Annotated in this window: 25 protein-coding genes and 1 tRNA gene; 6 read left to right on the forward strand and 20 right to left on the reverse strand. The window is 64.1% G+C overall.

The annotated features are described in order from the left end of the window. Positions 1 to 7 precede the first annotated feature (7 nt). The 10 genes from RCH11_RS08870 to RCH11_RS08915 all read right to left on the reverse strand — a co-directional run bounded on the left by RCH11_RS08870 (position 8) and on the right by RCH11_RS08915 (position 11132). Positions 8 to 1549 carry an alpha/beta hydrolase gene (locus tag RCH11_RS08870; RefSeq protein ID WP_327056637.1) on the reverse strand — a complete coding sequence of 514 codons (1542 nt, stop codon included), beginning with the start codon at positions 1547 to 1549 and terminating at the stop codon, positions 8 to 10. Continuing rightward, on the reverse strand, positions 1543 to 3081 hold the full coding sequence (locus tag RCH11_RS08875) for an alpha/beta hydrolase (protein ID WP_327056638.1): 1539 nt from the start codon (positions 3079 to 3081) through the stop codon (positions 1543 to 1545). The genes RCH11_RS08870 and RCH11_RS08875 overlap by 7 nt, the downstream gene beginning before the upstream one ends. A 9-nt stretch (positions 3082 to 3090) precedes the next feature. Further along, positions 3091 to 4266, reverse strand: coding sequence for a DNA polymerase III subunit delta' (locus RCH11_RS08880; protein ID WP_327056639.1), 1176 nt, complete (start codon positions 4264 to 4266; stop codon positions 3091 to 3093). A 117-nt stretch (positions 4267 to 4383) separates the two neighbouring features. Continuing rightward, positions 4384 to 5001 carry a dTMP kinase gene (gene tmk / locus RCH11_RS08885; RefSeq protein ID WP_327056640.1) on the reverse strand — a complete coding sequence of 206 codons (618 nt, stop codon included), beginning with the start codon at positions 4999 to 5001 and terminating at the stop codon, positions 4384 to 4386. Between the two features lie 20 nt (positions 5002 to 5021). Further along, positions 5022 to 7919 carry a type I DNA topoisomerase gene (topA, locus tag RCH11_RS08890; protein ID WP_327056641.1) on the reverse strand — a complete coding sequence of 966 codons (2898 nt, stop codon included), beginning with the start codon at positions 7917 to 7919 and terminating at the stop codon, positions 5022 to 5024. Positions 7920 to 8083: 164 nt separating this feature from the next. Further along, positions 8084 to 8470, reverse strand: a complete 387-nt coding sequence (locus RCH11_RS08895; protein ID WP_327056642.1) for an Rv3654c family TadE-like protein — start codon at positions 8468 to 8470, stop codon at positions 8084 to 8086. Positions 8471 to 8476: 6 nt separating this feature from the next. After that, positions 8477 to 8782: a TadE family type IV pilus minor pilin gene (locus RCH11_RS08900; RefSeq protein ID WP_327056643.1), complete on the reverse strand. Its 306-nt coding sequence runs from the start codon at positions 8780 to 8782 to the stop codon at positions 8477 to 8479. A 37-nt stretch (positions 8783 to 8819) separates the two neighbouring features. Beyond that, complete coding sequence (locus RCH11_RS08905) at positions 8820 to 9011, reverse strand: DUF4244 domain-containing protein (protein WP_327056644.1); 192 nt, start codon at positions 9009 to 9011, stop codon at positions 8820 to 8822. Between the two features lie 104 nt (positions 9012 to 9115). Beyond that, complete coding sequence (locus tag RCH11_RS08910) at positions 9116 to 10048, reverse strand: type II secretion system F family protein (protein WP_327056645.1); 933 nt, start codon at positions 10046 to 10048, stop codon at positions 9116 to 9118. After that, positions 10035 to 11132: a TadA family conjugal transfer-associated ATPase gene (locus tag RCH11_RS08915; RefSeq protein ID WP_327056646.1), complete on the reverse strand. Its 1098-nt coding sequence runs from the start codon at positions 11130 to 11132 to the stop codon at positions 10035 to 10037. Before RCH11_RS08915 ends, RCH11_RS08910 begins: the two co-directional genes overlap by 14 nt. Positions 11133 to 11555: 423 nt before the next feature. On the opposite strand from RCH11_RS08915, the gene acs reads away from it, so the two are divergent. Next, a complete protein-coding gene (gene acs, locus RCH11_RS08920; RefSeq protein ID WP_327056647.1) occupies positions 11556 to 13526 on the forward strand; it encodes an acetate--CoA ligase in 1971 nt (656 codons plus the stop codon). Between the two features lie 6 nt (positions 13527 to 13532). On the opposite strand, the gene RCH11_RS08925 is transcribed toward acs, so the two are convergent. Continuing rightward, positions 13533 to 13994, reverse strand: a complete 462-nt coding sequence (locus tag RCH11_RS08925; RefSeq protein ID WP_327056648.1) for a RidA family protein — start codon at positions 13992 to 13994, stop codon at positions 13533 to 13535. Further along, positions 13994 to 14155: a hypothetical protein gene (locus RCH11_RS08930; RefSeq protein ID WP_327056810.1), complete on the reverse strand. Its 162-nt coding sequence runs from the start codon at positions 14153 to 14155 to the stop codon at positions 13994 to 13996. Before RCH11_RS08930 ends, RCH11_RS08925 begins: the two co-directional genes overlap by 1 nt. Positions 14156 to 14205: 50 nt before the next feature. Between RCH11_RS08930 and RCH11_RS08935 the strand changes: the two genes are divergently transcribed. From RCH11_RS08935 to RCH11_RS08945, 3 genes are all read left to right on the forward strand, one after another. Continuing rightward, on the forward strand, positions 14206 to 16857 hold the full coding sequence (locus RCH11_RS08935) for a transglycosylase domain-containing protein (RefSeq protein WP_327056649.1): 2652 nt from the start codon (positions 14206 to 14208) through the stop codon (positions 16855 to 16857). Continuing rightward, on the forward strand, positions 16854 to 17816 hold the full coding sequence (locus RCH11_RS08940; RefSeq protein WP_327056650.1) for a metallophosphoesterase: 963 nt from the start codon (positions 16854 to 16856) through the stop codon (positions 17814 to 17816). The genes RCH11_RS08935 and RCH11_RS08940 overlap by 4 nt, the downstream gene beginning before the upstream one ends. A 39-nt stretch (positions 17817 to 17855) precedes the next feature. Then, a tRNA-Pro gene (locus RCH11_RS08945) sits at positions 17856 to 17929 on the forward strand. Positions 17930 to 18133: 204 nt separating this feature from the next. On the opposite strand, the gene RCH11_RS08950 is transcribed toward RCH11_RS08945, so the two are convergent. From RCH11_RS08950 to RCH11_RS08970, 5 genes are all read right to left on the reverse strand, one after another. Beyond that, a complete protein-coding gene (locus RCH11_RS08950; RefSeq protein ID WP_327056651.1) occupies positions 18134 to 18814 on the reverse strand; it encodes a thymidine kinase in 681 nt (226 codons plus the stop codon). Next, on the reverse strand, positions 18814 to 19491 hold the full coding sequence (locus tag RCH11_RS08955; RefSeq protein ID WP_327056652.1) for a DNA-binding response regulator: 678 nt from the start codon (positions 19489 to 19491) through the stop codon (positions 18814 to 18816). The genes RCH11_RS08950 and RCH11_RS08955 overlap by 1 nt, the downstream gene beginning before the upstream one ends. Beyond that, positions 19478 to 20641 carry a hypothetical protein gene (locus RCH11_RS08960; protein WP_327056653.1) on the reverse strand — a complete coding sequence of 388 codons (1164 nt, stop codon included), beginning with the start codon at positions 20639 to 20641 and terminating at the stop codon, positions 19478 to 19480. Before RCH11_RS08960 ends, RCH11_RS08955 begins: the two co-directional genes overlap by 14 nt. Continuing rightward, positions 20638 to 21861 (reverse strand): sensor histidine kinase, encoded by a 1224-nt coding sequence (locus tag RCH11_RS08965; protein ID WP_327056654.1) that lies wholly within the window; start codon positions 21859 to 21861, stop codon positions 20638 to 20640. The genes RCH11_RS08960 and RCH11_RS08965 overlap by 4 nt, the downstream gene beginning before the upstream one ends. A 311-nt stretch (positions 21862 to 22172) precedes the next feature. Then, on the reverse strand, positions 22173 to 22382 hold the full coding sequence (locus tag RCH11_RS08970; protein WP_327056655.1) for a hypothetical protein: 210 nt from the start codon (positions 22380 to 22382) through the stop codon (positions 22173 to 22175). 189 nt (positions 22383 to 22571) lie between these two features. On the opposite strand from RCH11_RS08970, the gene RCH11_RS08975 reads away from it, so the two are divergent. After that, positions 22572 to 22979 (forward strand): GNAT family N-acetyltransferase, encoded by a 408-nt coding sequence (locus tag RCH11_RS08975; RefSeq protein WP_327056656.1) that lies wholly within the window; start codon positions 22572 to 22574, stop codon positions 22977 to 22979. A gap of 78 nt (positions 22980 to 23057) precedes the next feature. Here RCH11_RS08975 and RCH11_RS08980 read toward each other — a convergent pair whose 3' ends face one another. Together RCH11_RS08980 and RCH11_RS08985 are read right to left on the reverse strand one after the other, a co-directional pair. Then, a complete protein-coding gene (locus RCH11_RS08980; RefSeq protein WP_442789024.1) occupies positions 23058 to 24536 on the reverse strand; it encodes a malate:quinone oxidoreductase in 1479 nt (492 codons plus the stop codon). Between the two features lie 57 nt (positions 24537 to 24593). After that, positions 24594 to 25286 (reverse strand): SGNH/GDSL hydrolase family protein, encoded by a 693-nt coding sequence (locus RCH11_RS08985; protein WP_327056657.1) that lies wholly within the window; start codon positions 25284 to 25286, stop codon positions 24594 to 24596. Positions 25287 to 25572: 286 nt separating this feature from the next. On the opposite strand from RCH11_RS08985, the gene RCH11_RS08990 reads away from it, so the two are divergent. Then, the gene (locus tag RCH11_RS08990; protein ID WP_327056658.1) at positions 25573 to 26418 is read left to right on the forward strand and encodes a hypothetical protein; all 846 of its coding nucleotides are present in this window, start codon (positions 25573 to 25575) and stop codon (positions 26416 to 26418) included. 99 nt (positions 26419 to 26517) lie between these two features. Here RCH11_RS08990 and RCH11_RS08995 read toward each other — a convergent pair whose 3' ends face one another. Then, on the reverse strand, positions 26518 to 26826 hold the full coding sequence (locus tag RCH11_RS08995) for a putative quinol monooxygenase (protein WP_327056659.1): 309 nt from the start codon (positions 26824 to 26826) through the stop codon (positions 26518 to 26520). Positions 26827 to 26896 lie beyond the last annotated feature (70 nt).

Genomic DNA, 26896 nt, shown 5'->3' on the forward strand with positions numbered 1-26896 from the left:
CCGAGTACTATCCCGTGCAATCGGGGTCCTTCTTCGGCACGGTACCCGATACGAAGTACCGATCGACGGTGTTGTCAATGCACGGGATGCCGCGGTTGTACGCCGTGTGGCCCTCTCCGTGGCGCGTGACGAGGTGGGCGCTCTTGAGCTGCTTCGACAGCGCGACACCCCACTGGTACGGCGTCGCCGGGTCACCGGTTGAGGAGAGGATGAGAATTGGCGCCGCGTTGGCTCCGGTCACCGCAGCCGGCGCCTCGCGGTTGTGGAACGGCCAGTTCTCGCACGTCACATCGCCGATCACTGTGGCGCGGGTCAGGGTGGGTGCGGCCTGAATCAACTGGGCGTTCTCGCGCGCGATCACGGCCGGATCCGTCACGGTCGGATAGTCGAGGCATCCGATCGCGATGAACGCCTCGAGGGAATTGTCCTTGTAGCTGCCGTTGGCATTGCGGCCGTTGTAGGAGTCGGCGAGCACGAACGCGGTATCGGTGGTGCCCTTCTTGATCTCGCTGAACATATCGCTGAGATAGTGCCACGACGATTTGTCATAGAGGGCGGAATTGATGGCAGTGTCGAGCAGGTTCTGGTCGAGCACCCGACCGTCGGGGGCATCGATCGGAGTGACGGTGAGCCGGTCGTACAGCGCGGAGATCTTCGCGAGGCTGTCGTCTACCGACCCCGGAAACGGACAGCCCTTCGTCGACGAGCAGTCCGCGAGATAGGCCTTGAGAGCGTTCTCGAAGCCAGCGGACTGCGTGAGGTTGATGTCGAAGATCGACAGTGTCGAGTCGGTGGAACCGTCGAGCACTACGTGGCCGACCTTCTTCGCGAAGCGATCGGCGTAGTACATGCCGATGTCGCTGCCGTAGGAGTAGCCGAGGTAGTTGAGCTTCGTGTCCCCCACGACGGCGCGCAGCATGTCGAGATCGTGCACGGTGCTCTGGGTATCGATGAATTGGAGGGCCGGCCCGGTGTTCTTGAGGCAGGATGCCGCGAAGTCCTTGGACTGGTCGGTCACCTCGGTGACCCAGGCGGGACTGTTCACCGGATTCTTGGCCACCCCGTAAATGAACTCGTCGAGTTTCTTATCGTCATAGCAGGTGACCGGTGTCGACCGGCCGACTCCGCGCGGATCCCAGCCGATCACGTCGTACCTCTTCTGCAGGGTCTTCGACGCCGCGTAGTCCAGGTCGTCGTGCACGAGATCGTAGCCGGACGCCCCTGGGCCGCCCGGGTTCACGAACAGTGAGCCCAACCGCGTGCCAGTGGCGGATGCCCGGGTCAGGGCGAGCGAGATATCCGTCGTCTTCGAGGGCTTGCGCCAGTCCATCGGCGCGACGGCCGTGGCACACTGCTGGCTTTTCCCACAGTTCTTCCAGGTGAGGGACTGGTGGTAGTAGGGGGCAACTGCGGCCGGAACACTCTCGCTGGTGGGCTGTGACGTGTGTTCAACCCTCGGGAAGAGCGAGGTGGTGCACCCGCTGAGGAGCAGGAGGCCTGCGCTCGCGATGGCGATCATGGCGAGGCGGACAGGGTGCGGGATCAACATTGCGGATCCTTTTTCGGCACGGTTCCGGCGACGAAGAAGTCGTCGACGGCGTTATTCACACAGGAGTTGGACTTGTTATATGCCGTGTGGCCTTCGCCCTTGTAGGTGATGAGATGGCCGTTCCGGAGTTCTTTCGCGAGCGCCTTCGCCCACACATATGGCGTGGCCGGGTCGTTGGTGGTTCCCACGACGAGGATCGGCGCCGAACCATCCGCTGCAATCGATCCCCGCATGCGGGTGGGCTGGAACGGCCACGAAGCACACGAGGTGTCGTAGGAGAGTTGGGCCCCGAGGGTCGGTGCGAGAGAGGTGAGCTTCGCCGCATCCGCCCTCAAGCTCGCGTCGGTGGTGGACTCGGCTGCGTAGTCGAGACAATTGATGCCGATGAACGCCTCGGTCGAGTTGTCTTTGTAGGTACCGTCGGCTGTGCGCCCGTAGTAGGCGTCGGCGAGCTGGAACCCCACCGAGGGGTCGCCGCGCATCACTGTGGTGAACAACTGCGTGAGAGAAGGCCAGTTGGACTTGTTGTAGAGAGGGAAGATGATGGCGTTGAACATCACACTGCTCGAGAGCTCGCGACCATCCTTCGCGCGCAGCGGGCTCACGTTGAGACTGTCAAGCAATGAACGGATCTCGGCCATCGCAGCCGCGCCGGACCCGCTGAACGGGCAGTCCTTGCCGGTTTCGCAATCCTTGATGTAGGCCAGCAGTGCGCTCTCGAAGCCCTGCGCCTGGGTAGCTCCCACGTCAAAACTGGTTGTCGCCGGGTCGAGGGCACCGTCGAGCACGAGGTGGCCGGTCTTCTTCGGGAAGAGCTCCGCATAGGTCGCGCCGAGCAGCGTGCCGTAGGAGTAGCCGAGGTAGTTGAGCTTCTTGTCACCGAGAGTCGACCGAAGCATGTCGAGGTCACGAGCAGCGCTATTGGTATCGATAAACCCCAGGAGGTTTCCGGTGTACTTGAGGCAGGCCGCCCCGAACGCGGTGTTATTGGTGCGCTGGTCAGCGATCCAGGCATCTGAACCGAAGGGGTTTGGGGAGTTGCCGAAGAGGAATTTGTCCATTTCGACCGGGTCCTGGTAGCACTTCACCGCCGAGGACTTGTTCACCCCGCGGGGATCGAAGCCCACGATGTCGTAGTTCTGCTGCAGCTTCTTATCGACCGCATAGTCGAGGCTGTCGCGGATGAAGTCGTAGCCCGACCCTCCCGGACCGCCGGGGTTGACGAGTAGCGAGCCAAGCGCCGTGCCGGTCGCGGTCTTGCGAATGAGCGCGAGATCGATCGATTTGGCTGCGGGGTTTTTCCAGTCCATCGGCGCCTTCGCCGTCGCGCATTGGAAGTCGCCGCCCTCGCAGGCTTTCCAGTTCAGCACCTGGCTGTAGAACGGCGTGAGGTCGGCGCTGACCTTCTCGCCCGTCGGGGTCGACCGCGTGCTTTGCGCCTTCGGCAGGAACGATGCGACACACCCGGAGAGCGGAAGGATGATGGCGAGAGCAGCCGCGATAAGCACGGCGCGGGTAGTGCGAGCGGTCATGAATATCCCTCAGCGAGCAGTGGAGATCAGCATGGCTTCGAGGGCGAGGGCCGGAGCCACGTTGCCGTCGATGCGTGTGCGGGCGGTGGCAATGGCGTCCATCGTCGCGAGGGTCTCTGCCGCCGTCGAAGCCGCACTCGCGCTCGTCAGCTGGGAGACGATCGCGAGATTGATCGGTTCGGTCCGGGCGTCGAGCTGCAGGAGCAGGATGTCTCGGTAGAGCGACAGCAGATCGACCATGATGCGGTCGATTCCATCGCGCAGGCTGCGGGTAGCCCGACGTTTTTGGTCATCCTCGAGCGTGCGCAACTGTGCGCGGAGGGCCGGTGGAATGGTGCCGCCCGGTTCGATACCCAGCGATCGGAGCGCCCTTTCGCGCTCTTCGGCGTCGCGTTCCTCGGTGATCGCCTTGGCATCCTCGCCGGCGAGCTCGAGCAGTTTCGCCGCAGCGATCACCGCCCCCGACACGGTATGGATACCGAGCGCGATTTCGATGGTCTGCTGGCGGCGGCGCCGTGCATCCTCGTTCGTGGCGAGGCGGTGGGCCATGCCGATGTGGCTCTGCGACTCGCGGGCAGCGCGCGTGGCGGTCGCGATGTCCACCCCGTCGCGCAGTGCGATGAGTTCGGCGACCTCCGCGACATTCGGAACCCGCAGTCGCACCGTCCGCACGCGGGAGCGGATGGTGGGCAGCAGGTCCGCTTCGCTCGGCGCACAGAGAATCCACACCGTTCGCGGCGGTGGCTCTTCGAGAGCTTTGAGCAGCACATTGGAGGTGCGCTCCTGCATGCGATCCGCGTCTTCGATCACCATCACGCGGTACCGGCTCACCGAGGGGGAGAAATTGGAGCTCGAGACAAGCCGGCGCACGTCATCCATCTTGATGATCACGCCCTCGGTACTGAGCACGGCCAGATCGGGATGCGTGCGGGCGGCGACCTGGCGCCGGGTGCCCTCGTCGCCGTCGGGGTTGCCGACACCGCCGGTCGCCGCGGGGCTGAGCAGTGCCGTGGCGAACGCATAGGCAAGGTTCGATCGGCCGGAGCCGGGCGGGCCGGTGATGAGCCAGGAGTGAGTCATGGCCGAATCCCCGATGGGGGAGTCGCCGAGCGTCGAGTCGGCCGCAGCCGCGCGGAAGATTGCGATCGCCTCCGACTGGCCGGTCAATTCATCCCACACGGTCATGCATCCAGCCTAAGCGGAGCGGCCGACCCTACTCGCCCGCGCGGCATTCCGCCGTTCGCGCAGTCACTGCCCGGAGTGCAGGAGTTCACGCGGGCAGGCGAGGGAGATACGAGAAGGCTATAAGAGGCCGGTCACACGCGCTCGAATGTCCGCCGCGATCGACGTGATCGGGTCGGTGGCCGCAAGCACGAGGAAGCGTTCAGGTTCCGCCGTCGCGAGCGCGAGGAATCCGGCTCGTACCCGGGAATGAAAGTCGCTCTTCTCGGCCTCGAGCCGGTCGTATTTGGTGCGCGCCGCATCCAGCCGCTCCCGGCCGATCGTCTCGTCGAGATCGAGCAGGATCGTGAGGTGCGGCAGGAACCCCTCGGTGGCCCAGATCGAAATGTCACGCACTTCGATGGGATCGAGCACCCGTCCGGCGCCCTGGTACGCCACCGAAGAGTCGAGGTAGCGGTCCTGAATCACGATCTCGCCGCGCTCGATCGCCGGCCGCACCTTGGTAGCGATGTTGTGGGCACGATCGGCGGCGTAGATCAGGGCTTCGGCGCGCGGAGCGATGTGTCCGCGACGGTGCAGCACGATCTCACGCAGCTCGAGCCCGAGCTCGGTTCCGCCCGGCTCCCGTGAGCGCTCGACCGTGCGACCGGATGCCTCGAGCCACTCCGCGAGCAAGCTGGCCTGGGTAGATTTGCCCGATCCATCGCCGCCCTCGAAGGTGATGAATAGACCGGTCACGCTGAGCACCGCACGCGTGCCTACTGCGTGCGCTCTGGCGCCGCGGTCGACGACGCAGCCACGGGCTTCTTGGCGGCGGGCTTCTTGGCGGCGGGCTTTTTTGCGATGGGCTTCTTGGCAACCGGCGATTTGGCTGCCAGCTTTTTTGCGACGGGCTTCTTGGTCACTGGCTTCTTTGCGGCGGGCTTCTTGGCCGCTGGCTTCTTCACTACCGGCCCTTTCGCGCGCTTGTCGGCGAGTATCTGAACTGCTCGCTCGAAGTCGATTTCCTCGATTGTCTCCCCCCGCGGGATCGTTGCGTTGGTGACACCGTCGGTCACGTAAGCGCCGAAGCGACCGTCCTTGATTCGGATGGGTTTGCCGCTCTCGGGGTCAGCGTCGAACTCTTTGAGGGCGCTTGATGCGCGGCGAGCGCCGTACTTCGGCTGGGAATAGAGCTCGATCGCGCCGGGGAGATCGATCTCGAAGATCTGGTCTTCCTCAGTGAGGGAGCGCGTGTCGACGCCCTTCTTCAGGTACGGGCCAAATTTGCCGTTCTGGGCGGTGATCTCTTCGCCACTCTCCGGGTCCTGGCCGACGATGCGAGGCAGCGCCAAAAGGCGCAGCGCGGTGTCGAGATCGACAGTCGCCAGGTCCATCGACTTGAAGATGGATGCCGTGCGCGGCTTGATCGCTGCCGCCTTTTTCGGCGCGGCGCGCCTCTTCTTCGGTTCAATGATCTCGCCGGTGGCGGGGTCAACGACCGGCTCCGCAACCGCGGTCTCGACCGGCTCGACCACCGCAGGTTCCGGATCCACCTCGGTAATGTACGGCCCGAACCGACCGTCCTTGGCTACGACGTTTTTGCCGTTCTCCGGGTTGACCCCGATCACCCGGTCCACGACGACGGGAGCATCAATCAGCTCGTGCGCCTTCGCGACGGTGAGTTCGTCGGGCGCGAGCTCCGGGGGGATGTTCACGCGGCGGGGGGTCGCCTCCGGCGCGGCATCCCCATCCATGACCTCGAGATACGGACCATACTTGCCGATGCGGAGCGTGACCTCGTCATCGAGCCGGATCGAGTTGATGCTCTTGGCGTCGATCTCACCGAGGTTGTCGATAACACTGCGGAGTCCGCGGTGCTTCGCGCTGCCGAAGTAGAAGCTGTTGAGCCAGGCGACGCGGTCTTCCTTGCCGTCGGCGATACGGTCGAGATCGTCTTCCATGCTGGCCGTGAAGTCGTACTCCACCAGGTCGGAGAAAAAGTCCTCGAGCAGGCGCACCACGGAAAAGGCGATCCAGTTGGGCACGAGGGCAGTTCCGCGCGGGGTGACGTACCCGCGGTCGATGATGGTCGAGATGATCGACGCATAGGTCGACGGACGACCGATCCCCAACTCTTCGAGCGTCTTAACGAGGCTCGCCTCGGTATAGCGGGGCGGTGCGCTGGTCTCGTGGCCCTTCGCCGTGACATCCGTCACCGTCAGCTTCTGTCCAACAGTGAGTGGTGGGAGCTTGGCTTCGGCTGGCTCCGCAGCGTCGTTGCGCTCCTCGTCGCGGCTCTCCTCATAGGCCTGGAGGAATCCACGGAATGTGATGACCGTGCCACTCGCGGCGAACTCGGCCATCGTCGTGCCCTGCACGGGACCGGCGGTGATGACCACCGACGCTGTCATTCCCTTAGCGTCGGCCATCTGGGAGGCGACGGTGCGCTTCCAGATGAGGTCATAGAGCTTCCAGTCGTTGCCGCGAAGGGTCCCCTGGAGCTCCCCCGGCGTACGGAAAGTGTCCCCCGCAGGTCGGATCGCCTCGTGCGCCTCCTGAGCATTCTTGCTCTTGCTCGCGTAGGTACGGGGCTTCTCGGAAACACTCTCGGCGCCATAGAGCGAGGCCGCCTGGCTCCGGGCAGCGGTCATCGCCTGCTGCGAGAGGTTGAGAGAATCCGTACGCATATAGGTGATGTACCCGTTTTCGTAGAGGCCCTGGGCCACGCTCATCGTCTGGCGAGCGGAGAAACGCAGCTTACGTGCGGCCTCCTGCTGCAGCGTCGAGGTGCTAAACGGGGCCGCGGGGCGACGCGTGTATGGCTTCGAGTCGACCGAAGACACCACGACAGACACCGACGGATCGCGCAATGCCTCGGCGAGAGCCGTTGCAGCCTGCTCGTCGAGAGCAATAGCATCCGGCTTGCCATTCGTCGACGCCTTGAGCTGGCCCGTGTCGTCGAAATCACGGCCGCTGGCGACGCGCACCCCGTCGAGGCGGGCGAGGCGAGACTCGAACGGTGTCGATCCGGCGGATGCCGCGAGCAGCGCCGATAAGTCCCAGTAACCGGCGGCCACGAAGGCCAGGCGCTCGCGCTCGCGGTCGACGACGAGGCGGGTCGCGGCGGACTGCACGCGCCCGGCAGAGAGGCCAGGACCGATCTTGCGCCAGAGCACAGGGGAGATTTCATAGCCGTAGAGCCGGTCAAGGATGCGGCGGGTCTCCTGGGCGTCGACGAGGGCGGTATCGATGTCACGGGTGTTGTCCCTCGCCCGCTCGATCGCCTCCTTGGTGATCTCATGGAACACCATGCGCTTCACCGGAACCTTGGGCTTCAGCTCGTCGAGGAGATGCCAGGCGATGGCCTCACCCTCACGGTCCTCATCAGTTGCGAGGAAGAGCTCGTCGGCGCCCTTGAGCGCACGTTTCAGGTCGGCGACCGTCTTCTTCTTCTGGTCGGAGACCACGTAATAAGGAAGGAAGCCGTTTTCCACATCGATGGAGAACTTTCCGAGCGAGCCCTTCTTAAGCTCCGGCGGCAGATTTTTCGGCTCGATCAGGTCGCGGATGTGGCCGACCGAGGCCAGCACTTCGTATCCGTTGCCCAGATACTGGGCAATCGTCTTCGCCTTTGCGGGCGACTCGACTATGACCAGCTTCTTCGTGCCAGGCACTTGACTCCTCGACTACTGCGACTCGCGCCGCCTCTGTGGGTCTCCGGGTGAAACCAAACCTCGCTCAGCGTAGGGCGGCACCGCTGATGATACGCATCGCGAGTCGGAGATATCGGTTGTAGTCCCGACACGCACACCATACACACAGAAACATGACAGCGGCGTCATTGCGCGCCCTCGGCGTCATGGGTACGCCCACTCCGCTGGCCGATTGGGCGGCCTGCCGTTGCCCGTGCGGACACCTCGAAACCGAGCACGGAAGCGGTGACCCGCACTGTGGCTGTGGTGCCGTCGACGAGACATCCGTCCAGTCGTGCGTTGTTCGCGGCGGCAACGGTAGCGGCTATGGGGCACGGGCTTCCGGCGCGGATGCCGACCGCGATATCCGCTGCGGCGAGCGCCGATGCATCCGCTGCTCCGGCCACTCGCTGTTGCGCCGATAAAACTGTGGCGACCGGCAGCACGAGCGAGAACAGCATGAGCATCGCAGCGACGATCGCCACCGCGAGGATGGACCCGGAGCCCCTCTCACTCGCCACCGCGTCGCGCATCGCCGGTCACCTTCCCCCGTCGAACGCACAACTCGACGCACTCACCGTGAACGCACTGATCAGCCCCACGACCGTCGACCCGAGAGCGGATGCCGTGACGCAGACCAGCTCTCCGCGATGCTCTACCCGGAGGTTCGCTCCCCTCACGATCGCGGATGCCGCCCCCGGAGGCTCCCCACGAGCAACACTTCGCGCGGCCGTCGCCGCGACCTGTTGAAGCCGGATTTGTTGGGTGGAGAGCTGCATCCCGGAGAGGCAGGCCGCGAGCACGAGGAGCACGGCAGGGATGACGGTCGCAAATTCAGCCGTCACGCTGCCGCGCTCTCGGCGAACCTGGCGGGGGCGGCGTTCAGCCCGCGAAGGTGAGCGCACGATGCACGAGCTCGGTGAGCATGCCACGCACCTCGTCGCTGCGCAGGATCGCGACGAGCAGCCCCGCGAATCCCACGGCTGCCATGGTGGCGATCGCGTATTCGGCCGTGGCCGCGCCCTCCTCCCGATGTAGCTCTCCCAGACGTAGCCGCGCGCGAAGTCTCTTCATAGTTCACATTCCTCTCGTCGTGTGACCGGTGGGCTGCCGGACACGTCAATGGTGCGGCAGGCCCTGCTTTCCCACCCCGGCACCCCGACATCGGTGAAGAGAAATCACAATCCGGTGACTGTGGACGAGACGACGGCGATCAGCAACGGCGCGACACCGAGCAACATGAACGCGGGCAGGATGCACAACCCGAGCGGCAGCATAAGAGTCACCGCGAGCGTCGCGGCCGTGCGCTCCCCGGTGCTGTGAGCCGTCCGTCGCGCCTCGGTCGCCTCGCTTCGCAGCAGCGCTGCCGCGGGGATACCCGCCCGGCTGCTGAGTGCAAGTACGTCCTCGATCGCAGCCTCGCTGCCGTCGTCACCGATTCCGCAGGTTTCGCGGGCATCGGCCACGGCACGCCGAGCGCGCATCAGGGATGCTCCGCCCGAGACCGCGATCGCCATGAGGTCGAGCGCGAGACCCGGAGTCAGGTGGGTGGGTCGTGCGCGGCGCATGAGTCGGCGATTCCAGAGCTGCGCGAGGAGCATCAGGGAGATGCCCAGTGCAAGACACACCAGACCGGGCGAAGTCGTGAAGAGGATCCGGAGTGAGTCGAAGCCAAGGGCGATACCGAACAGGATACCGACCACGGGAAGCACCATGACCATCCGCGCGGTGGCTACCGGGCCAGCGAGCGCGGTCTCAAGATCCCGCTGGTTTTGGGCGAGGGAGCGGAGGGATTCGGCAAGCTCGGCGAGGGTGGCGGCCAGGGGCGCTCCGGCATCGCTGGCCACGAGCCACGCCGCTGCGAGTCCGCGCCAAGCCGTTGTCTCCGCCCCGTTCGACCGGGCAACGGTGATGATCGCTGCGGAAATGGAGTCACCCCGCGCGGCAGACTCTGCCACCTCCTGCGCTCCGGTCGCGGCATTCCCTCGAGCCGCGTCGGCCACATAAGCCCAGCCCGAAGCGGGTGCCACACCCGCCGCGAGTAGCACCCCGAGGCGCTGCACCACAGCCGCGAGCGGCTCGAGATCCGCGGCACGACTACGCCGTCGCACGGGACTCCGTCGTGCACTCCACCATGCGCAGACGGTCACGGCGGTCGAGTTCGAACCGCCCGATCTGGGCGAGCCGCCGGGTATCCCGGTCGCGTTCGAGGTGCAGGACGGTGCCGATAGCGCTGACGGTCTGGCGCGCGATGGCCGTCGGGCTCAGGCCCGCGAGTGCCCCGAGCGCTTCTATGCGCGCCGGGACGTCGTCAAGGGAGTTGGCGTGAAGAGTGCCGGCTCCGCCGTCGTGCCCGGTGTTGAGCGCGGCGAGCAGCTCGCGGATCTCTGCCCCGCGACACTCGCCGAGCACAAGCCGATCGGGGCGCATCCGCAGTGCTTCCCGCACCAGTCGCTCAAGCCCCACCCGCCCAGCCCCCTCGAGATTCGCCTGTCGCGCTTCGAGTGACACGAAATGCGGATGAGCCACGCGCAGCTCGCCCACGTCCTCGATGGCGATGATTCGGTCACCGGGAGCCGCGCTCGACAGCAGCGCCGCGAGCAGGGTGGTCTTTCCGCTTCCACCCGCTCCGGTGATGAGCAGGTTCTGTCTCCGAGAGACGAGTTCTGACACCGTCTCGAAGTCGACCGTCGAGAAGAAACCGGTCGAAGCAAGATCGTCGAGACCGAGTCGCTGCACCCGCGGTAGCCGGATAGAAAGAAGCGTGCCGTCAATCGAGATCGGAGGAAGCACCGCGTGGATCCGGATACCGTCGTGCAGGCGCACGTCCACGCAGGGCGTCGACTCGTCGATATGCCGCCCGCCGAGCCCGATCAGCCGCACCGCGAGCTCGCGCAGCATCTCCTCGTCAAAAAGCGCGAGTTCCTGGCGGATCGCGCCGTGCCCCCGGTCGACCCAGACTTCTGTTGGTCCGTTGACGAAGACATCGGTCACTGCTGCGTCCGAAACAAACGATGACAGCGGGCCGAATTCATCGAGCTCGAGGCCCGCACGAGAGAGGCGCCGCAGGGGAACGATGGGCACCTGAGCGACGGGGAGGATGGCACCGGGGCTCGATCCCGGCCGTTTCGCGACGAATCGATCGCGGCTCGATGCGAGTGAGGGGGACGGATCGATGGGATCGGCTATCAGCATCGAACGACGGTAGAACGTCGTCATGGTGGCGGGGCGGGCGTGGTGGCGCACGGTGGAGAGAGCGGCACAGGCTCACCGGGGGAGGAGGAGAGGGCTCGGCCCGCGAGCACCCGGTACACAACCCTCAGGGCACCCTGCTAGCGAGAGGGTTAACGAGAGGGGCGGCGCCTGTTGGGGGGAACCGGCGCCGCCACAGCAACGCTGGATTGGGGGGAATCACTGCGCGTTGCTTGTCGAATTTGCATTCAACGTCCTTAATTGTACTCCGGCAGCCCCGCCGCGCAAGAGACAATCACCTCGAGAAGGCGACACTCCCAGACTGCGCGAGCGACGTCCCGCAATCGGGCGTAACTCCAGGGCGGTTTAGGATCGGAACACGATTTCGCGTGGGCATCGACGCCTGCGCCAGCGCGAGGGATACCGATGTCCAATACTTCCATTGACAGCCTGCAGCACGAGGAACGCCGCTTTCCGCCCAGCCCGGAATTCACGGCGGATGCCGTGGCCACTGGCGCCCTCTACGACGAGGCCGCTGCGGATCGCCTCGGCTTCTGGGCCGCGCAGGCCAGGGAATTGTTGCACTGGAACAGAGATTTCACGAAGGACCTCGACTGGTCGAACGCCCCCTTCGCGACCTGGTTCGAAGACGGCGAGCTCAATGTCGCCTACAACTGTCTCGACCGCCATGTGCTCGCCGGTCACGGCGATCGCATCGCGCTGCACTGGGAGGGCGAGCCCGGCGACCGCCGCGACATCAGCTACTCCGAACTCACTACCGAAGTCAAGCGCGCGGCCAACCTGCTGACCTCCCTTGGCATCGAGAAGGGCGATCGGGTCGCCGTCTATCTCCCGATGATCCCCGAGGCCGTCATCGCAATGCTCGCCGTCGCCCGCATCGGAGCGGTTCACTCGGTGATCTTCGGCGGCTTCAGCGCCGACAGCATCCGATCCCGGGTGGATGACGCGGCCGCCAAGCTCGTGATTACCGCGGACGGGGGTTGGCGCAAGGGCAAGGTCAGTGCGCTCAAGCCCGCGGTGGATACCGCCCTCGCCAAGGAGGGCGAGCACACTGTCACGAACGTACTCGTCGTCAAGCGCGCAGAGAACGACGTCGACTGGGTCGAGGGTCGCGACCTGTGGTGGCACGAGGCGATGGCCGGGGCAGACGCCGAGCACGAAGCGGAGGGTTTCCCCGCCGAGACGCCGCTCTTCATCCTCTATACCTCCGGCACCACCGGCAAGCCGAAGGGCATCCTGCACACCAGCGGCGGGTATCTCACCCAGGCAGCCTTCACGCACAAGAACGTGTTCGACCTGCATCCCGACACAGACGTCTACTGGTGCACCGCCGACATCGGGTGGATCACCGGGCACAGCTATGTCGTCTACGGCCCACTCGCCAATGGCGCGACCCAGGTGCTCTACGAGGGCACGCCCGACTCGCCGCACGGCGGCCGGTGGTGGGAGATCATCCAGAAGTACGGCGTGACCATTTTCTATACGGCGCCCACTGCCATCCGCTCGTTCATGAAGCTCGGACGGCAGGTGCCGGATGACTTCGACCTCAGCTCCCTCCGTGTGCTCGGTAGCGTGGGAGAGCCGATCAATCCGGAGGCCTGGGTCTGGTACCGCGATGTGATCGGCGGGGGGAAGACCCCGATCGTCGACACCTGGTGGCAGACCGAGACTGGCGCCATCATGGTCTCTGCGCTGCCCGGCGTCACGACGCTCAAGCCCGGCTCAGCTCAGGTGGCACTACCGGGGATCTCGATCGACGTACTCGACGAGGCGGGGTATCCGGTACCGGCCGGTGGCGGCGGACTGCTGGTCGTGACCGAGCCCTGGCCGTCGATGCTTCGCGGAATCTGGGGTGACCCGGAGCGCTTCAGGGAGACCTACTGGTCGAAGTTCGCCGATGTTCCGAATGGCCCGAAGTACTTCGCCGGCGACGGTGCCCGCATCGACGAGGATGGTGACATCTGGCTGCTCGGCCGTGTCGACGACGTGATGAATGTCTCGGGCCATCGCCTCTCGACCGCAGAGATCGAGTCGGCGCTCGTGTCCCATCCGATCGTTGCGGAGTCGGCCGTCGTCGGCGCAGCGGATGAGACGAGCGGCCAGGCGGTCGTCGCCTTCGTGATCCTGCGGAGCGAGCACGCGGAGACGCACACGGCCGATGCGGCCAGCGCCCTACTCCGCGTGCACGTGGCCGAGCAGATCGGGGCGATCGCCCGTCCGCGCGAGATTTTCATCGTCGCCGAGCTGCCGAAGACACGCTCCGGCAAGATCATGCGAAGGCTGCTCCAGGATGTCGCAGAGGGACGGGACATCGGCGACACCACCACGCTCGCCGACACCTCGGTAATGCAGAGCATCAGCGACCGGTTGAAGTAATCGGGTCTACGCGAACTCGACGATCAGTTCCACCTCGACGGGAGAGTCGAGTGGAAGCACAGCTACGCCGACGGCACTGCGCGCATGCACGCCCGCATCGCCGAAGATCTCGCCGAGCAGTTCCGATGCCCCGTTGATCACTCCCGGCTGGCCGGTGAAAGAGGGGTCGGATGCGACGAAGCCCACCACCTTGACGATACGGGTCACCCGATCCAGGGATCCGATCGCAAACTGCACCGCAGCGAGGGCGTTGAGTACAGAGGTGGCGGCGTAGGTCTTGGCGTCCTCCGGCGAGACGGTACCCCCGACTTTCCCGGTGGCAGGAAGCGCTCCCGACACGAAAGGCAACTGGCCAGAGGTGAACACGAGATTACCGCTCACTACCGCGGGGATGTAGGCGCCGGCTGGTGTCGCGAGCGACGGCAGCTCGAGCCCCAAAATAGCGAGACGGTCGGCGATCAGTGGCATCAGTTCGCTTCCTTTTTCTCGCGCTTGAAGTAGGCGACGAGCCCGCCTTCCGGCCCGGTCACGACCTGCACGAGCTCCCAGCCCTCAGACCCCCAGTTGTTGAGAATCGCGGCGGTACTGTGAACGATAAGTGGAGTCGTGACGTATTCCCACGTGGTCATTTGGGCATCCCTTCAGGTTTGACAGGGCGGTTATCCCTTACCCTGATCCTATGTCTGCCCAAAATTTGAAGCCGTCCCGCGTGCTCGGAGGGGTGCTCGGCCTCGTCGGGTTCAGTGTTCTCGCCGGCGTTCTGGTCACCGCGATGGTCACACCGGCTATCGCCGTCACGAGCATGACGGCGCAGGGCTCCATCGATATCTTTGAGAACCTGCCCGACTCCATAAAGATCGGCGAGCAGGCCCAGCAAAACCAGATTTATGCGAACAGCGGTGGCCAGCCCGTGCTCCTCGCCACCATTTATAAGCAGAACCGCCAGGTAGTGGGCTGGGATGCGGTGTCGCCGCTGCTCAAGCAGGCCGCGGTCGACGGCGAGGACCGGCGGTTTTACACGCATGGTGGCGTCGACGTGCAGTCGATAGCCCGCGCCCTGGTCAAGAACGGACAGGGTGGCCAGCAGAGCGGAAGCTCCACCCTCGACATGCAACTCGTGAAGAACATCCTCGTGCAACAGGCCTTTACCGCCGTTTACACCGGAGACAACCAAGCCAAGCAGCGCGACGATGCGATCAAGCAGGCCAACGGCTATTCCTACGACCGCAAGCTCAAGGAAATGAAACTGGCGATCGGCCTCGACAAGGCCTACACGAAAAAAGAGGTCCTGCTCGGATATCTCAACATCGTCGGAATGGGCTCAACGACATACGGGGTCGAATCGGCGGCGTTGCAGTATTTCAGCGTTCACGCGAAAGATGTCACACTGCCCCAGGCCGCGAGTCTCCTCGCGATCGTGCAGAATCCCAATAGCCAGGGACTCGCCAGCCCCAAGACCTACCCCGCCAACAAGGTGCGCCGCGACCAGATTCTTGATGCGATGCTCGGTTCCAAGGACATCACTCAAAAGCAGCATGACGACGCCGTCGCGACCACGATCGAGTCCTATATGAAGCCAAGCGCTCCGAATAACGGATGCCGCACCGCAACACACCTGAGTGCGGCAGCGGCCTGCGACTACGCGCTCGGCGTGATCAAAGCGGCGGATAACCTCCCGGTAGACCTCGGTGCCGCTCCCGTTGTGCAGTCCCTCGGAGCCAATGCGGCCGAACGACGCGCCAATTGGGACAAGGGCGGGTACAAGATCTACACCACGATCGACCTCGACCTCACCGACCAGGCGCAAACCGTACTCGAAACGCAGGCACCGGCGGAAGAAACTCGGTTCAAGCTGGGCGCGACCGCAAACACGGTCGAGATCGGCACCGGCAAGATCCTGGTAATGGCCCAGAACAGGATCTTCGACGATGGCGCCGCTTCCGACGCCACCGCCACGACGGCGTACAACCTGAGCGTCGACGCACCGTACGGGGGGGCGAGTGGTTTCGAAACCGGCTCGACCTACAAGGTCATCGACCTGGCTAACTGGTTAGCTACCGGACACGGACTGAACGACCTCGTCGATGGCCACGGGCCGCAGACTTACACTGCCAAGCAATTCTCGGCACCGTGCGACCCCGGATCCATCCCCATTTCCTACCCGCTCGACAACGACAGCAACTACGGGGGCGGCTACATGACGGTGAAGGCCGCACTGATGGCATCGGTCAACAATGCTTTCATGCAAATGGCCACCCAGCAGGACCTGTGCGCCATCCGGGACACTGCCAAGACAATGGGTGCGCACCGAGCCGACTTCAAGGGAGACCTGCACGTCGGGCCGTCGAATATCCTCGGCACCAATGAGCAGGCACCGCTCACGATGGCTGGCGTCGCCGCTACCATCGGCGGTGCTGGCCTGCACTGTGACCCGATCATCATCACCAAGATCATCAATGCCGCTGGTAAGGAACTGGCCGGGCAGCCCGTCACCTGCAACCAGGCTCTGAGCGCGGATGTGGCGGCGGGCGTGGCGAACGCAATGGCGGGAAGTATGACGGGCGGCACCAGTGCACAGTCGAATCCGCGCGACGGAGTGGCGATCGGCGGAAAGACCGGAACCTCCCCCACGAGACATCAGGACTGGGTGATTTCCACCACTACGAAAGTCGGATCCTCGGTCTGGACCGGCAACCTCGACAGTGCTCCGGTCAGCCTGGCTAAGTTCAATAACCCCACCACCCGCCAGAACTACTACTATTCCTCACGATTCGCGATCATGAAATCGTTGGTGAAGTCGATGAATGCGACGGCCACCTACAAGGGTGACCGGGCATTCCCGGACCCCTCCCCCGCAATGCTTGGCGGTTCCTCCGCCATCGTCCCGAATCTCACCGGCCAGACCTCCGACCAGGCCCAGAAACTACTGACCAGCTTGAAGTTCCAGTACAATGACGGCGGTCCGGAGGCCTCAGGACTGCCCGCCGGACGCATCACCCGCACGGACCCCGATGCGGGCTCAAAGGTTCCTTCCGGCTCGAATATCACGGTGTTCACCAGTGACGGAAGCCTCGCCACCAAAATGCCGACAGTGACCGGGCTTACCCGCCAGGTGGCCGACGCAGCGATAGCCAGCGCTGGTTTTGACACCGGCAAGATCAGCTATCAATGGGCGAAGGGTAACCCGCTGCCCGGGCAGACCGAAAGCATGTGTGTCGTGCAAGCGTCGAACCCGTCTTCCGGGTCAGCCGCCTCGAAGAGTGATCCGATCACGCTGACTGTCTACGGCAAGCCCGACGGAACTGATCCGGGTGGGGCCTGCCCCAAGTGAGCCGGGCATCCGAACGCGCCGGCTCGGCCGCTACAGCCCTCGCCGCGCTCGGTCTCGGCGCGCTCGCGTGGGGCACCCTCGTCGAGCGCAACCGGTTCACACTGCGCAGGCACACCGTGCCCGCGTTGCAGCCGGGAGCGCGTCCGCTGACGGTGTTGCACCTCTCAGATTTGCACATGGCACCGTGGCAGCGAGCGAAGCAGGAATGGATCCGCGGACTCGCTGTCTATGAACCCGACCTGGTGATCGATACAGGAGACAACCTCGGGCACGAACGCGGTATCGAAGGCGTCGAGTATGCGCTCGAGCCGTTTCGTGGCATCCCCGGCGTCTTCGTGCACGGTTCGAACGACTATCACGGGCCGGTCGCGAAGAACCCCTTCACCTACTTCACGGCACCGTCGGAGGTTGACCACTCCCAGCCGCGACTCGACACGGCACGGCTCGACTCTTTCCTCGCGGGTCTCGGCTGGCTCAACCTCAACAACACGGCGCGGGCGATGAGCATCAAGGGTTCCCGCCTGGAATTCCTCGGAGTCAACGACGCCCACATCGGCTGGGACAAGCTCGCGGAACTCCCCGGCGCGATGGACGAAATGCGCGAGAATGTGGGCTGGCAGGATGAACCGGGCGGCCCGAACCCGGTGACCATCGGCCTCACTCACTCGCCGTACCAGCGCGTGCTCAACTCACTCGTGAACTACGGCTCCGATCTGATTTTGGCCGGCCATACCCACGGCGGCCAAGTCTGCGTGCCCGGGTATGGAGCCCTTGTAACGAATTGCGATATTCCGCGGGACCAGGTCAAGGGTCTCAGCCTGTGGACCCACGCTCGCCGCACGGCCTATCTCAATGTGTCGGCCGGGCTCGGAACATCCATTTACGCACCGGTGCGGTTTGCCTGCCCGCCCGAGGCGACTCTGTTGACGCTCACCGCTCGAGATATCAGCTATTCTTGAGAAGGCCTGTTTTTCGGGCCAGCTCGATTGTTCAGGCATCGGGGTGTGGCGCAGTTTGGTAGCGCGCTTCGTTCGGGACGAAGAGGTCGCAGGTTCAAATCCTGTTACCCCGACACACACGCAAGAGGGGCCGCACAGTGTGCGGCCCCTCTTGCGTCCACGGCTCCCCCGTCTCGTACTCGACGAAATGCAGGATCGAGCGTGACGGATGCGACACAAGAGGCTCATCCGCCACTCCTGTCACAGAAGTTCCTGCATTTCGCACGCCCGGGGGTTCCTGCATTTCGCACCGCGAAGCGGAGGGGTCGGCCTGGCGCTTACTCGAAGTCCGCGTCCGGCGCCGATCCGTATGCGGTGTCAGGCTGGTCTACGAGCACTCGGCGGCGACCGGTGCCCAGCAGGCCGTGACTCTCGTCGAGATAGCACGCCCCACAGAGCGACTCGTAGGTCACTTCGAGCGCCCCATCGATGGCCACCTGGTCTCCGTCGAAGATGAATCGGCCGTCGATCTTGCGTGCGTTGAACACCGCCTTGCGACCGCACCGGCAGATCGTCTTCAGCTCTTCGAGCGAATGCGCGATCTCGAGCAGGCGTCGACTCCCGGGGAAGGCCACGGTCTGGAAATCGGTGCGGATGCCGTAGGCCAGCACCGGCACTCCCTCGATGATCGCGATGCGCAGCAGGTCGTCCACCTGCGTCTCGTTGAGGAACTGCGCCTCATCGACGAGAAGGCAGCTCACGTCCACCCCGGTGGCAGCGAGCACCCGCGCACGCTGGCGTTCGAACCGCGAATAAACGTCGTCGGCCGGGGTGATCACGAAGTCGACCGGGCGACTGACGCCGAGCCGCGAGACGATTGCGCCGTCGCCCCGCGTGTCAACCGACGGCTTCGCCAGCAGCACCTGCTGCCCTCGCTCTTCGTAGTTGTAGGCCGCTTGAAGCATCGCCGTGCTCTTACCGCTGTTCATAGCGCCGTATCGAAAATAGAGCTTTGCCACTACTGGAGGTATCCGTCCTCGGCGGCTCGGCGGATGAGATCCGCCTTCTTGCTCGCCGGTCTGTTTTCTTTGGCGTATTTCTCCCGCACCCGACGCAGGTAGGTCTTGGCGGTCTCGTATTTCACGTTCATCTGGCTGGCCACTTCGCTGGTGCTGGAGCCGGCCACATACAGCTTGAACGCCTCCGTTTCGCCGTGGCTCAGCTTGGGTCGAGACTGATTCTTCGTCGCTCCGACCGGCAGCGGTCGCCAGTCTTTCTGAAGGTTCCCGCCGGTCGCGACTCCCATTACCGCGCGCGCGCTGTCCATCACCTCGCGCATTGGGATGGCCTTGGAGAGGAATGCGGATGCCCCGGCATCCAACGCTCGCTCACGGGCCTCCCTCGTGTCGAGGCTCGAGAGCACGATCACCTTGGCTCCGGCCGCCCGGCAGGTACGCACCCGTGCCTCGATCGAGACGGATTCCTTCAATTGGAAGTCGATGAAAACGAGCTGTGTCGGAAAATTTTCGCTGTGCACGAGCTGCAACCAGGTGCCCGCGCTCAACACGAGGTCGAAGTCGGGAGCGTTTGCGCTGATCCAACTCGACAGGCTGTCGAGGAGCACCTCATGATCATCAAGGATCGCGAGACGTACTCGTGGGCCGGTGTGGCCAGCGACCGGGCTAGTCGTGGTCATAGGAAAACCTTAGTGTGAGCTCGGGTTGCACGAAGTCAACCTCCAGACTAGTGAATACGGCACGCATGACTGCGAGGAACGGGGCGAATGTGGAACGCATGGCATGCTCACTGACGGGCACCCGGGCTGTGATGACGCCGTGATTGCGGTCGCCATGGCGTGACAGCACGATGCGGGCGTGATCACGGCTACCTCCGGGAATAGCGATGAGTGCCACGAAAAGAGCTCGGATCGCGGTGCGCTGGGCTACAGTCATCGCCGATGCCACCCGATGCGGATCGTTCACGACGATCCGGACCGCTTCCGGTCGATTCGTGGGGTCGACTGCCGGATATGCGAGGAGCGATTCGAGCCAGGAACGATCGACCTCTTCCACCATCACCTGCCGGATTGCGTCAGCGATCATCCTCGCCCGGTCACGGTCGGCAGTGGTGAGGGTATCCCGCGCGAGTACTTCGTTGAAAAACGGCAGCACGTCACGATTGAGGATGGTGATGCGGTCCTGCTGCACCGAGCGAGCGATACCCTCGCGTAGTTCTCGCACCAGGCTGACGGATGCCGCCTTGGCCCGGTCCTGCCAGCGCTCGATCGACGTCACGACTCCGTCGGAAAACATCGCCGCCGAAAAGCAGAGCGCGAGCATCGGCGTTACGGCCATAACCACAAAGGCAAGCAGCGGGCCGGATGTCACGAGCGACGACGCCTCGAAACAGGTGATGACTCCGATCGTGACCGCGGAGAGCATGCCCGCTCCCGCGATCTCCTTCGCCGGTCGATAGGGACCGAGAGCCACCAACAGGATTCCCAGTGTGACCGGACCCCAGTCGTCTCGGATGTACATGTTCGTGCCCCACTGCCCGACGGCTTCGCAGAGAATCGCCAGCACCGCTACCGTGTGGGCGGCGGCATGCGTGCGGGCGGTGAGCGGAGCGCGGGTGGGGCTCGAACCGGAGATCACGATTGCTCCTGCGATGGCGAGGAGCGCCAGGGCGAGGCCAGCGAAGACGGGATTGGAGATCTCCGCCTCGCCTCGCACTGTCATGAACACCGCGTAGAGAAACGCGCCGAGGAGCAGGAAGATCGCGACCGGGGCAACTCCTGTGCTGCCCGCTGGGTCCAGTTGCTGGCGTGTGCGTTCGGTTGTGGTCACGAGACATCGACCTCGGAGGATCCTTCGGAGGATGAGGGGCTGGAAGAGGGGAACGATGACGAAAGCGCGGGAACGCGGATCATGATCGACGTGCCGCGCCCCGGTGTCGACCAGATCTGCACGACGCCCCCTACCTCCTCGATCCGCTGGCGCACCGACTGCCGAATGCCGAGCCGGTCGGGTGCGGTCTCCGCCTCGGAGAATCCACGGCCGGCGTCGATCACCATCACCGAAACCTCGGACTCCGAATTGAAGACAGCGACCTCCGCACGGGTAAGCCCCGAATGGCGCAACACGTTGTAGAGGCACTGTTTCGCCGCGAGTGCGAGCGACACTGAAACCTGTGCGTCCAGACGAGACATCGCCTCGAAGTCCCCGGTGCATGCGACCTCGAGGCCCAGCGCCCGCGATTCTGCGATTGCCAGGAACAGCGGGCTCTGCTCCCAGCGTTGCCGCATGCGCGGGTCGGTCTCCGGCTCGGGCTCGGTGAGCCACTCCTCACCGATCAGGATCCCCAGATCGCGCTCGACCTGGGTACGCAGGAGCGGGTCAAGGGTGTCGTCGACCGATCCGGCGATCGCAGCCAAGTGGCTCAGCACGGTGTCGTGCAGGAGCGACGCGGCCTTCACCTCCAGGCGATGGCGCATCGCGCCCAGCTGTTCATCGCGCGCGGCGCGATGAAGCATTGGCTGGGTTCGACGCGAACTGCGCCGGCTGAGGCTGCCGACGATGAAGATGAGGGAGGTGACGGCGTAGGCGAGAAAAGTGGTGACCTCAAACTCCCAGCGCTGCCCCGTCACGACGAAGGCGGCGCCGACGGCGAGCTCAGCGGCGAGGTATCCGGCTGTGCACCATGCCAGCCTCGGTATGATGTGCGGCGCTGACCCGCCGACCATGATGAGGGCGATCTTGGGAAGGGCGAGAGTGAACACGTCGCTTTCGAGGATCGGCGGATCCTGCGAATAGTAGGTGACGGCGAACCAGTAAGTGCAGGCGGCACCGACCAAGAGATAGGCGATCGAGTAAAGGGTGTCTCGAGTTCGAGCGCTGAGGTACAACAACACGAGCATGGGCGCGATAGCCGCTATCGCCGGCCAGAGAACGGTAGACGGACGGAAGAACTGGAATGCCACCGTCGACACGAGAGCGGCGAAAAGGCAGGTGTACGCCACCGCGTTCAGCGCCCGCCCAAACGACCGACTGACGGTTCGCTGCGTCAAATGGGACGGCAATCCGAGGGACATACACTTCCCTCCCTTGGCCGTCAGGGATTCAGTATCCCATTCAGCTGCGTACGTTTGTACCCCGTTGGGCGGCAGATTCTTGCGATTTGGCGCTATTTTCGACGAAAACGTCCCCTCCTGCCCCACAAACCCGCACAGCGGCTCAGTTTTTGACGAGGGCGGGCTGCGGACCGCGCGACTGTCATGAGAGCTGCGCCATGATGAGGATGCCATCGCCCTTCCCGGCATCCGTACGAGGGCGGCAGATCGATATTCTGGCGAATTAATGAGGGAGGGCAGGGTCGGCATCACGAGCGCCGAGCCCTCAAGGTCCGCCACCCGGATTTCGCGAACTCCTTCGCAAGAAGGTCAGATCCGTCCGCTTTCACGATGAACTCGTTGACGAAGCCCGTGCCAGAGTCGAGGTCGACATATTCGCGGGAGCGGCAGGCAAAATTGCGATGACTGACCATCCCATTCACTATGACGCCGGCGGTGCCTGCGGTACTGTCAGCCACACGCCCGCCCTTCACACCCGCGTTTCCTGATCGAGTCAGTGGACACAAACACAGCGTCGGCGAGAGCAAGGAAATACCATGGAGCAACTCATACCCACGCAACCGACGATCCGTCCCGCTACGCCACAGGATGCAGCAGGAATGGCTCGCGTCCACGTCACGTCTTGGCAAGAGACCTACCGTGGCGTCATGAGCGACGAGATTTTGGACGATCCCCAGTTCGTGCCAACGCGAGAGCGTTTCTGGAGGATGGGGCTGACGGACGAGCGATTCGCTCAGCATCGAATCGCGGTCGCGGAATACGACGGAGAGCTGATCGGAATTGCGCAGAGCGCATCCCCCACAGATGCCGACGCAACATGGAGCCAGCAACTCAATGTCCTCTATGTGCTTGCATCTGCGCACGGAACCGGAGCCGGGCCCGGCCTGCTCGACGCCGTCATATCCCAGAGTGAAGCTGCCGCCTTATGGGTGGCGCATCCCAACCCGCGAGCTCAGGCCTTCTATCGAAAGCATGGCTTCGTTCCCGACGGTTCGTCCCAGGAAGAATATGGGATAACGGAGATTCGGATGGTTCGGCGGAAACTCGCCGTCTAACCGTAGGGCAGGTTGACGCGCCAATTACCCGCGTCCTGACGCCTTCGACGGCCGGCCAGGTGCGGACGCTGGTCACCCTCAGGCGATCTCGAGAGCCTTCTGAGTCGATCCGAGGGTTTTCTTGGCGAGTTTCGGATTTTCTGAGAGCAGCGTTCCATAGGTCGGAACCATCTCTCGCAGCTTCGGCGTCCAGGCGGCGATTCGATCGGGGAAGCATCGCTTCAGCACATCGAGCATGATCGGAACGGCGGTGGATGCTCCGGGCGAAGCGCCGAGCAGGCCGGCGATGGACCCGTCGGCAGAGGTGATGACCTCGGTACCGAACTGCAGCACTCCGCCCTTCTCCTTATCTTTCTTGATCACCTGCACCCGCTGGCCGGCGGTGATGACGTACCAATCTTTCGGATCGGCGGTGGGCATGAACTCCCGCAATTCGTCGAACTTAGCCGACTTGGAGGCGACCAGCTGCGCAACGAGATAGCGCACTAACCCGAGGTTCGAGGCTCCGGCAGAGATCATCGGAACGAGGTTGTGTAACCGGATAGTCGCGAACAGGTCGAGCCACGACCCGTTTTTGAGGAACTTGGTATTGAAGCCAGCGTACGGCCCGAACATCAGGCTTGCCGAGCCGTCGACGACCCGGGTATCGAGGTGCGGCATCGACATCGGTGGCGCTCCGAGCGCTGGCTTGCCGTAGACCTTCGCCTGGTGGCGCGCCACGACCTCCGGGTTATCGGTGCGCAGAAACTCTCCACTCACCGGGAAGCCGCCAAAGCCCCTGATCTCTGGGATCCCCGACTTCTGCAGCAGCTTGAGTGCGCCGCCGCCGGCTCCGACGAAGACGAAGCGAGCGCGCACATCCTGCGGTGTGCCTCCGACCTCGTGCACGACGTGCAGGCGCCACAGACCGTCCCTCTGGCGGGTGATGTTCTTGATCGAATGCTCGGTGAGCAGCCTGGCACCATGGGAGGTGAGGTAGTCGAGCAATCCGTGCGTGAGGGCACCGAAATCGACATCGGTGCCGGCGTCGATGCGCGTGGCCGCGATCGGCTGGTCCTTCTTGCGACCCGGGATCATCGCGGGAGCCCACGAACGGATTACCTTCGGATCTTCGCTGAATTCCATACCGGCGAAGAGCGGATGCCCGGCCAACGCCTCCTGCCGACGGCGGAGGTAGTCCACATTCTGTGTGCCCCAGACGAAGCTCATGTGCGGCACCGGGTTGATGAAGGACTGCGGATCGGGCAGCAGATTCCTGTCGACGAGGTATGACCAGAACTGGCGGGACACCTGGAACTGTTCGTTCACCGTCACGGCACTCGAGATGTCGATCGAGCCGTCAGCTTTTTCCGGCGTGTAGTTGAGCTCGCACAGGGCGGAATGGCCGGTGCCGGCGTTGTTCCACGGGTTGGAGCTCTCGAGGGCGACATCCCCGAGCCGCTCGAATATCTGGATGCTCCAGTCGGGCTGGAGTTGCTTGATCAATGCGCCAAGGGTGGCGCTCATGATGCCTCCACCGATGAGCGCGACGTCGACGGTTCTGCCTATTACGGTCACCCGCCCAGTTTACGGTGGGGAATCTGCTCGCCTTCCGTGAGCGCTGTTGCAGCGGCGTTAAAGGTCAAGCTTTTTAAGCTCGGCGTTCATCCTGCGCGTCATTTCGGCATAGCCCTTATTGTTTGGATGCAGTCGGTCTGTGGCCATCCACTCGGGGTGATGCTGGATCCAGTGCGAAGCGCCCGGAACAAAGTCGGCACCGATGTCGGATGCCGCGGACTTGACCCAGCCGCTGATAACCCCGAGCGACTCAGGTCGCTCATCCGTGTACCAGAATGGTTCGACTGCGATGAACCGGGCCGCGGGAAGGGCACCTTTCAGCCGCGAGAAGTCGACGTCGATCCGGCGGTGTATCTCTGTGGCGGCTCGATCGTAGGAAAAGTTGTCGTTGAGACCCATGGTGATGAACACAATGTCCGGCCGCGCCGCAATAACTTCACCGGGTTCGTCGATGGCGACCGAGCGGTTGTTGACGAAGCCGAGGCCGTTGACGCTCGGGTTCACCTCGCGCCAGTTGCGTTCGCCGCAGATCAGGGTCGACCATCGCTTGCTCTTGTCGCTCGCGCCGATGCCGAGGGTATAGGAATCGCCGTAGAACGCGACAATCGGCCCGGTTGCGACAGTATTCGATCCCTGTGCGCTCCCCTCTGACACCGGTCTTCCCTCCCCGTTCGAAGTCGCCACGATAGCGGTGGTGAGCGCCAGCACTACGGCGATCGCCGCCAGCGTGATCAGGGGTCCTCGAGTCATGGGGGTGGTTCGGGGCGAGGCGCGCTGGCGGTGGGGATCACTCGCTCCCGGGCGCTGCCGATGGCGCTCCAGCAGCAGTGTCTCGGCATTCGTCCGGTTCAACAGCAGTCTTTCGGCATCCGTCCGGTTCAACAGCAATCTTCTCGGCATCCGCGTCGCCGAATGATGTTGAGCTGTGCAATCGATCGATCGCGCCCCGTCCTCCCCCGGCCGGAGCGTGCACGATCATCCCCAGAATTCCGCCGGCGGCCTTGTTCTCCGAGGAACGGCAGCAGGATCAGGTGCTATGCGATCCCTCGAAGCCGACCTGTTGCGCTGTGGGAATCTCGCCCGCTCCGCTTTCCTGCGCTCACTCGGCCATTCCACACGGTCGATTGCGAGGGCGCGGCGCACCGGCGCCACTTTCTCTCCGCGCAGGGGGTGGATCGCGACTGCCCGGGCCGCACCTGCTGCGCTTCGAGCGGTAACGCTGGGTGGCCGCCTTGGCGGGGCAAGTGCACTCGAATCGTTCGGCGTTTGGGCCGGACACTCTCCCGGACTCGTGGTTGCTGTCGTTCCCGGAGCCAGTCGCCTTCCGCCCCTGCTGCCCGGAGAATCGCGGCTCTGGGCGTCAGATCGATTCCCTGCCAACGGCGATCGGATGTTCCGAGTCTCACTGCAGGACGCGATCCTGCAGCATGCCAGGGTCTCGAATCGCGCCGAGATCATTGCAACGCTGGATAGTGCCCTGCATCATGGGCTGCTCGGTCAATTCGAGCTCGCGGAGTTGCTCGCTGCCCTGCCGGAGCGGGTGCGGCCGAAGGCCAGGGAGCTGGATGCCTCGTCGATGGCCGGTACCGAATCGTTGATGCGCGTCGACCTCCGCGCACTGGGTTATCGGGTCGATACACAGGCCAGCATCCGCAAAGTCGGCCAAGTCGACCTGCTCGTTGACGGTTGGTACATCGTGGAATGCGACAGCCGCGAATTCCACGATGGTGACGCGCAGCAGACAACAGACCGACGACGGGACGGCGAGGCGACCATTGCCCGGTTCGGCACCGCGCGATTCACCTATCCGCAGGTGATGTTCCGCCGCGCGTGGTGCCTCCAGGTCGTGGCAGCCGGACTTGCGGCGGGCCGGCCGTGCTGAATCCGCTGCTTCACCATCAATCAGCCACGATCATGCCGGAGAAACGAATGTTGAGCGCGCCCTGCAGCGAAAAACTGATGTAGACAGCGCGACTATCCCCTAGATCATGCCCTTTTCCGGGTCACCGAAGCCGAGGGCCCGCATCGGCACGATCTCGGGTGCCTTGGCAAGGAACTTCGGTCCCTGCTCGAGTAGCGCCGTCACCGAGGGGGCCTTCATATGCGCGTCGAGCGCCGCCTCGCTCTCCCAGCGCTCGATGGTCACAACGACGCTTCCGTCGGAGTGGATGGCGTAGAGCTCGCACCCGGGCTCCGCCTGAATGGCGGAGGCGACCTGCTCGAAGGCATCCGTCAGGTCCTGCAACTTGCCGGGCTGGGGTGTCATTGTGGCGACGACGATAAGGGACATGAGGTTCTCCTGTGAACGAGTTCCTCCTATTCTGCCTCGGGTCTCGACCCGCTTGACACAACCGGTAGCG

This window comes from Glaciihabitans sp. GrIS 2.15 (genome assembly GCF_035984695.1).
GTDB lineage: Bacteria > Actinomycetota > Actinomycetes > Actinomycetales > Microbacteriaceae > Lacisediminihabitans.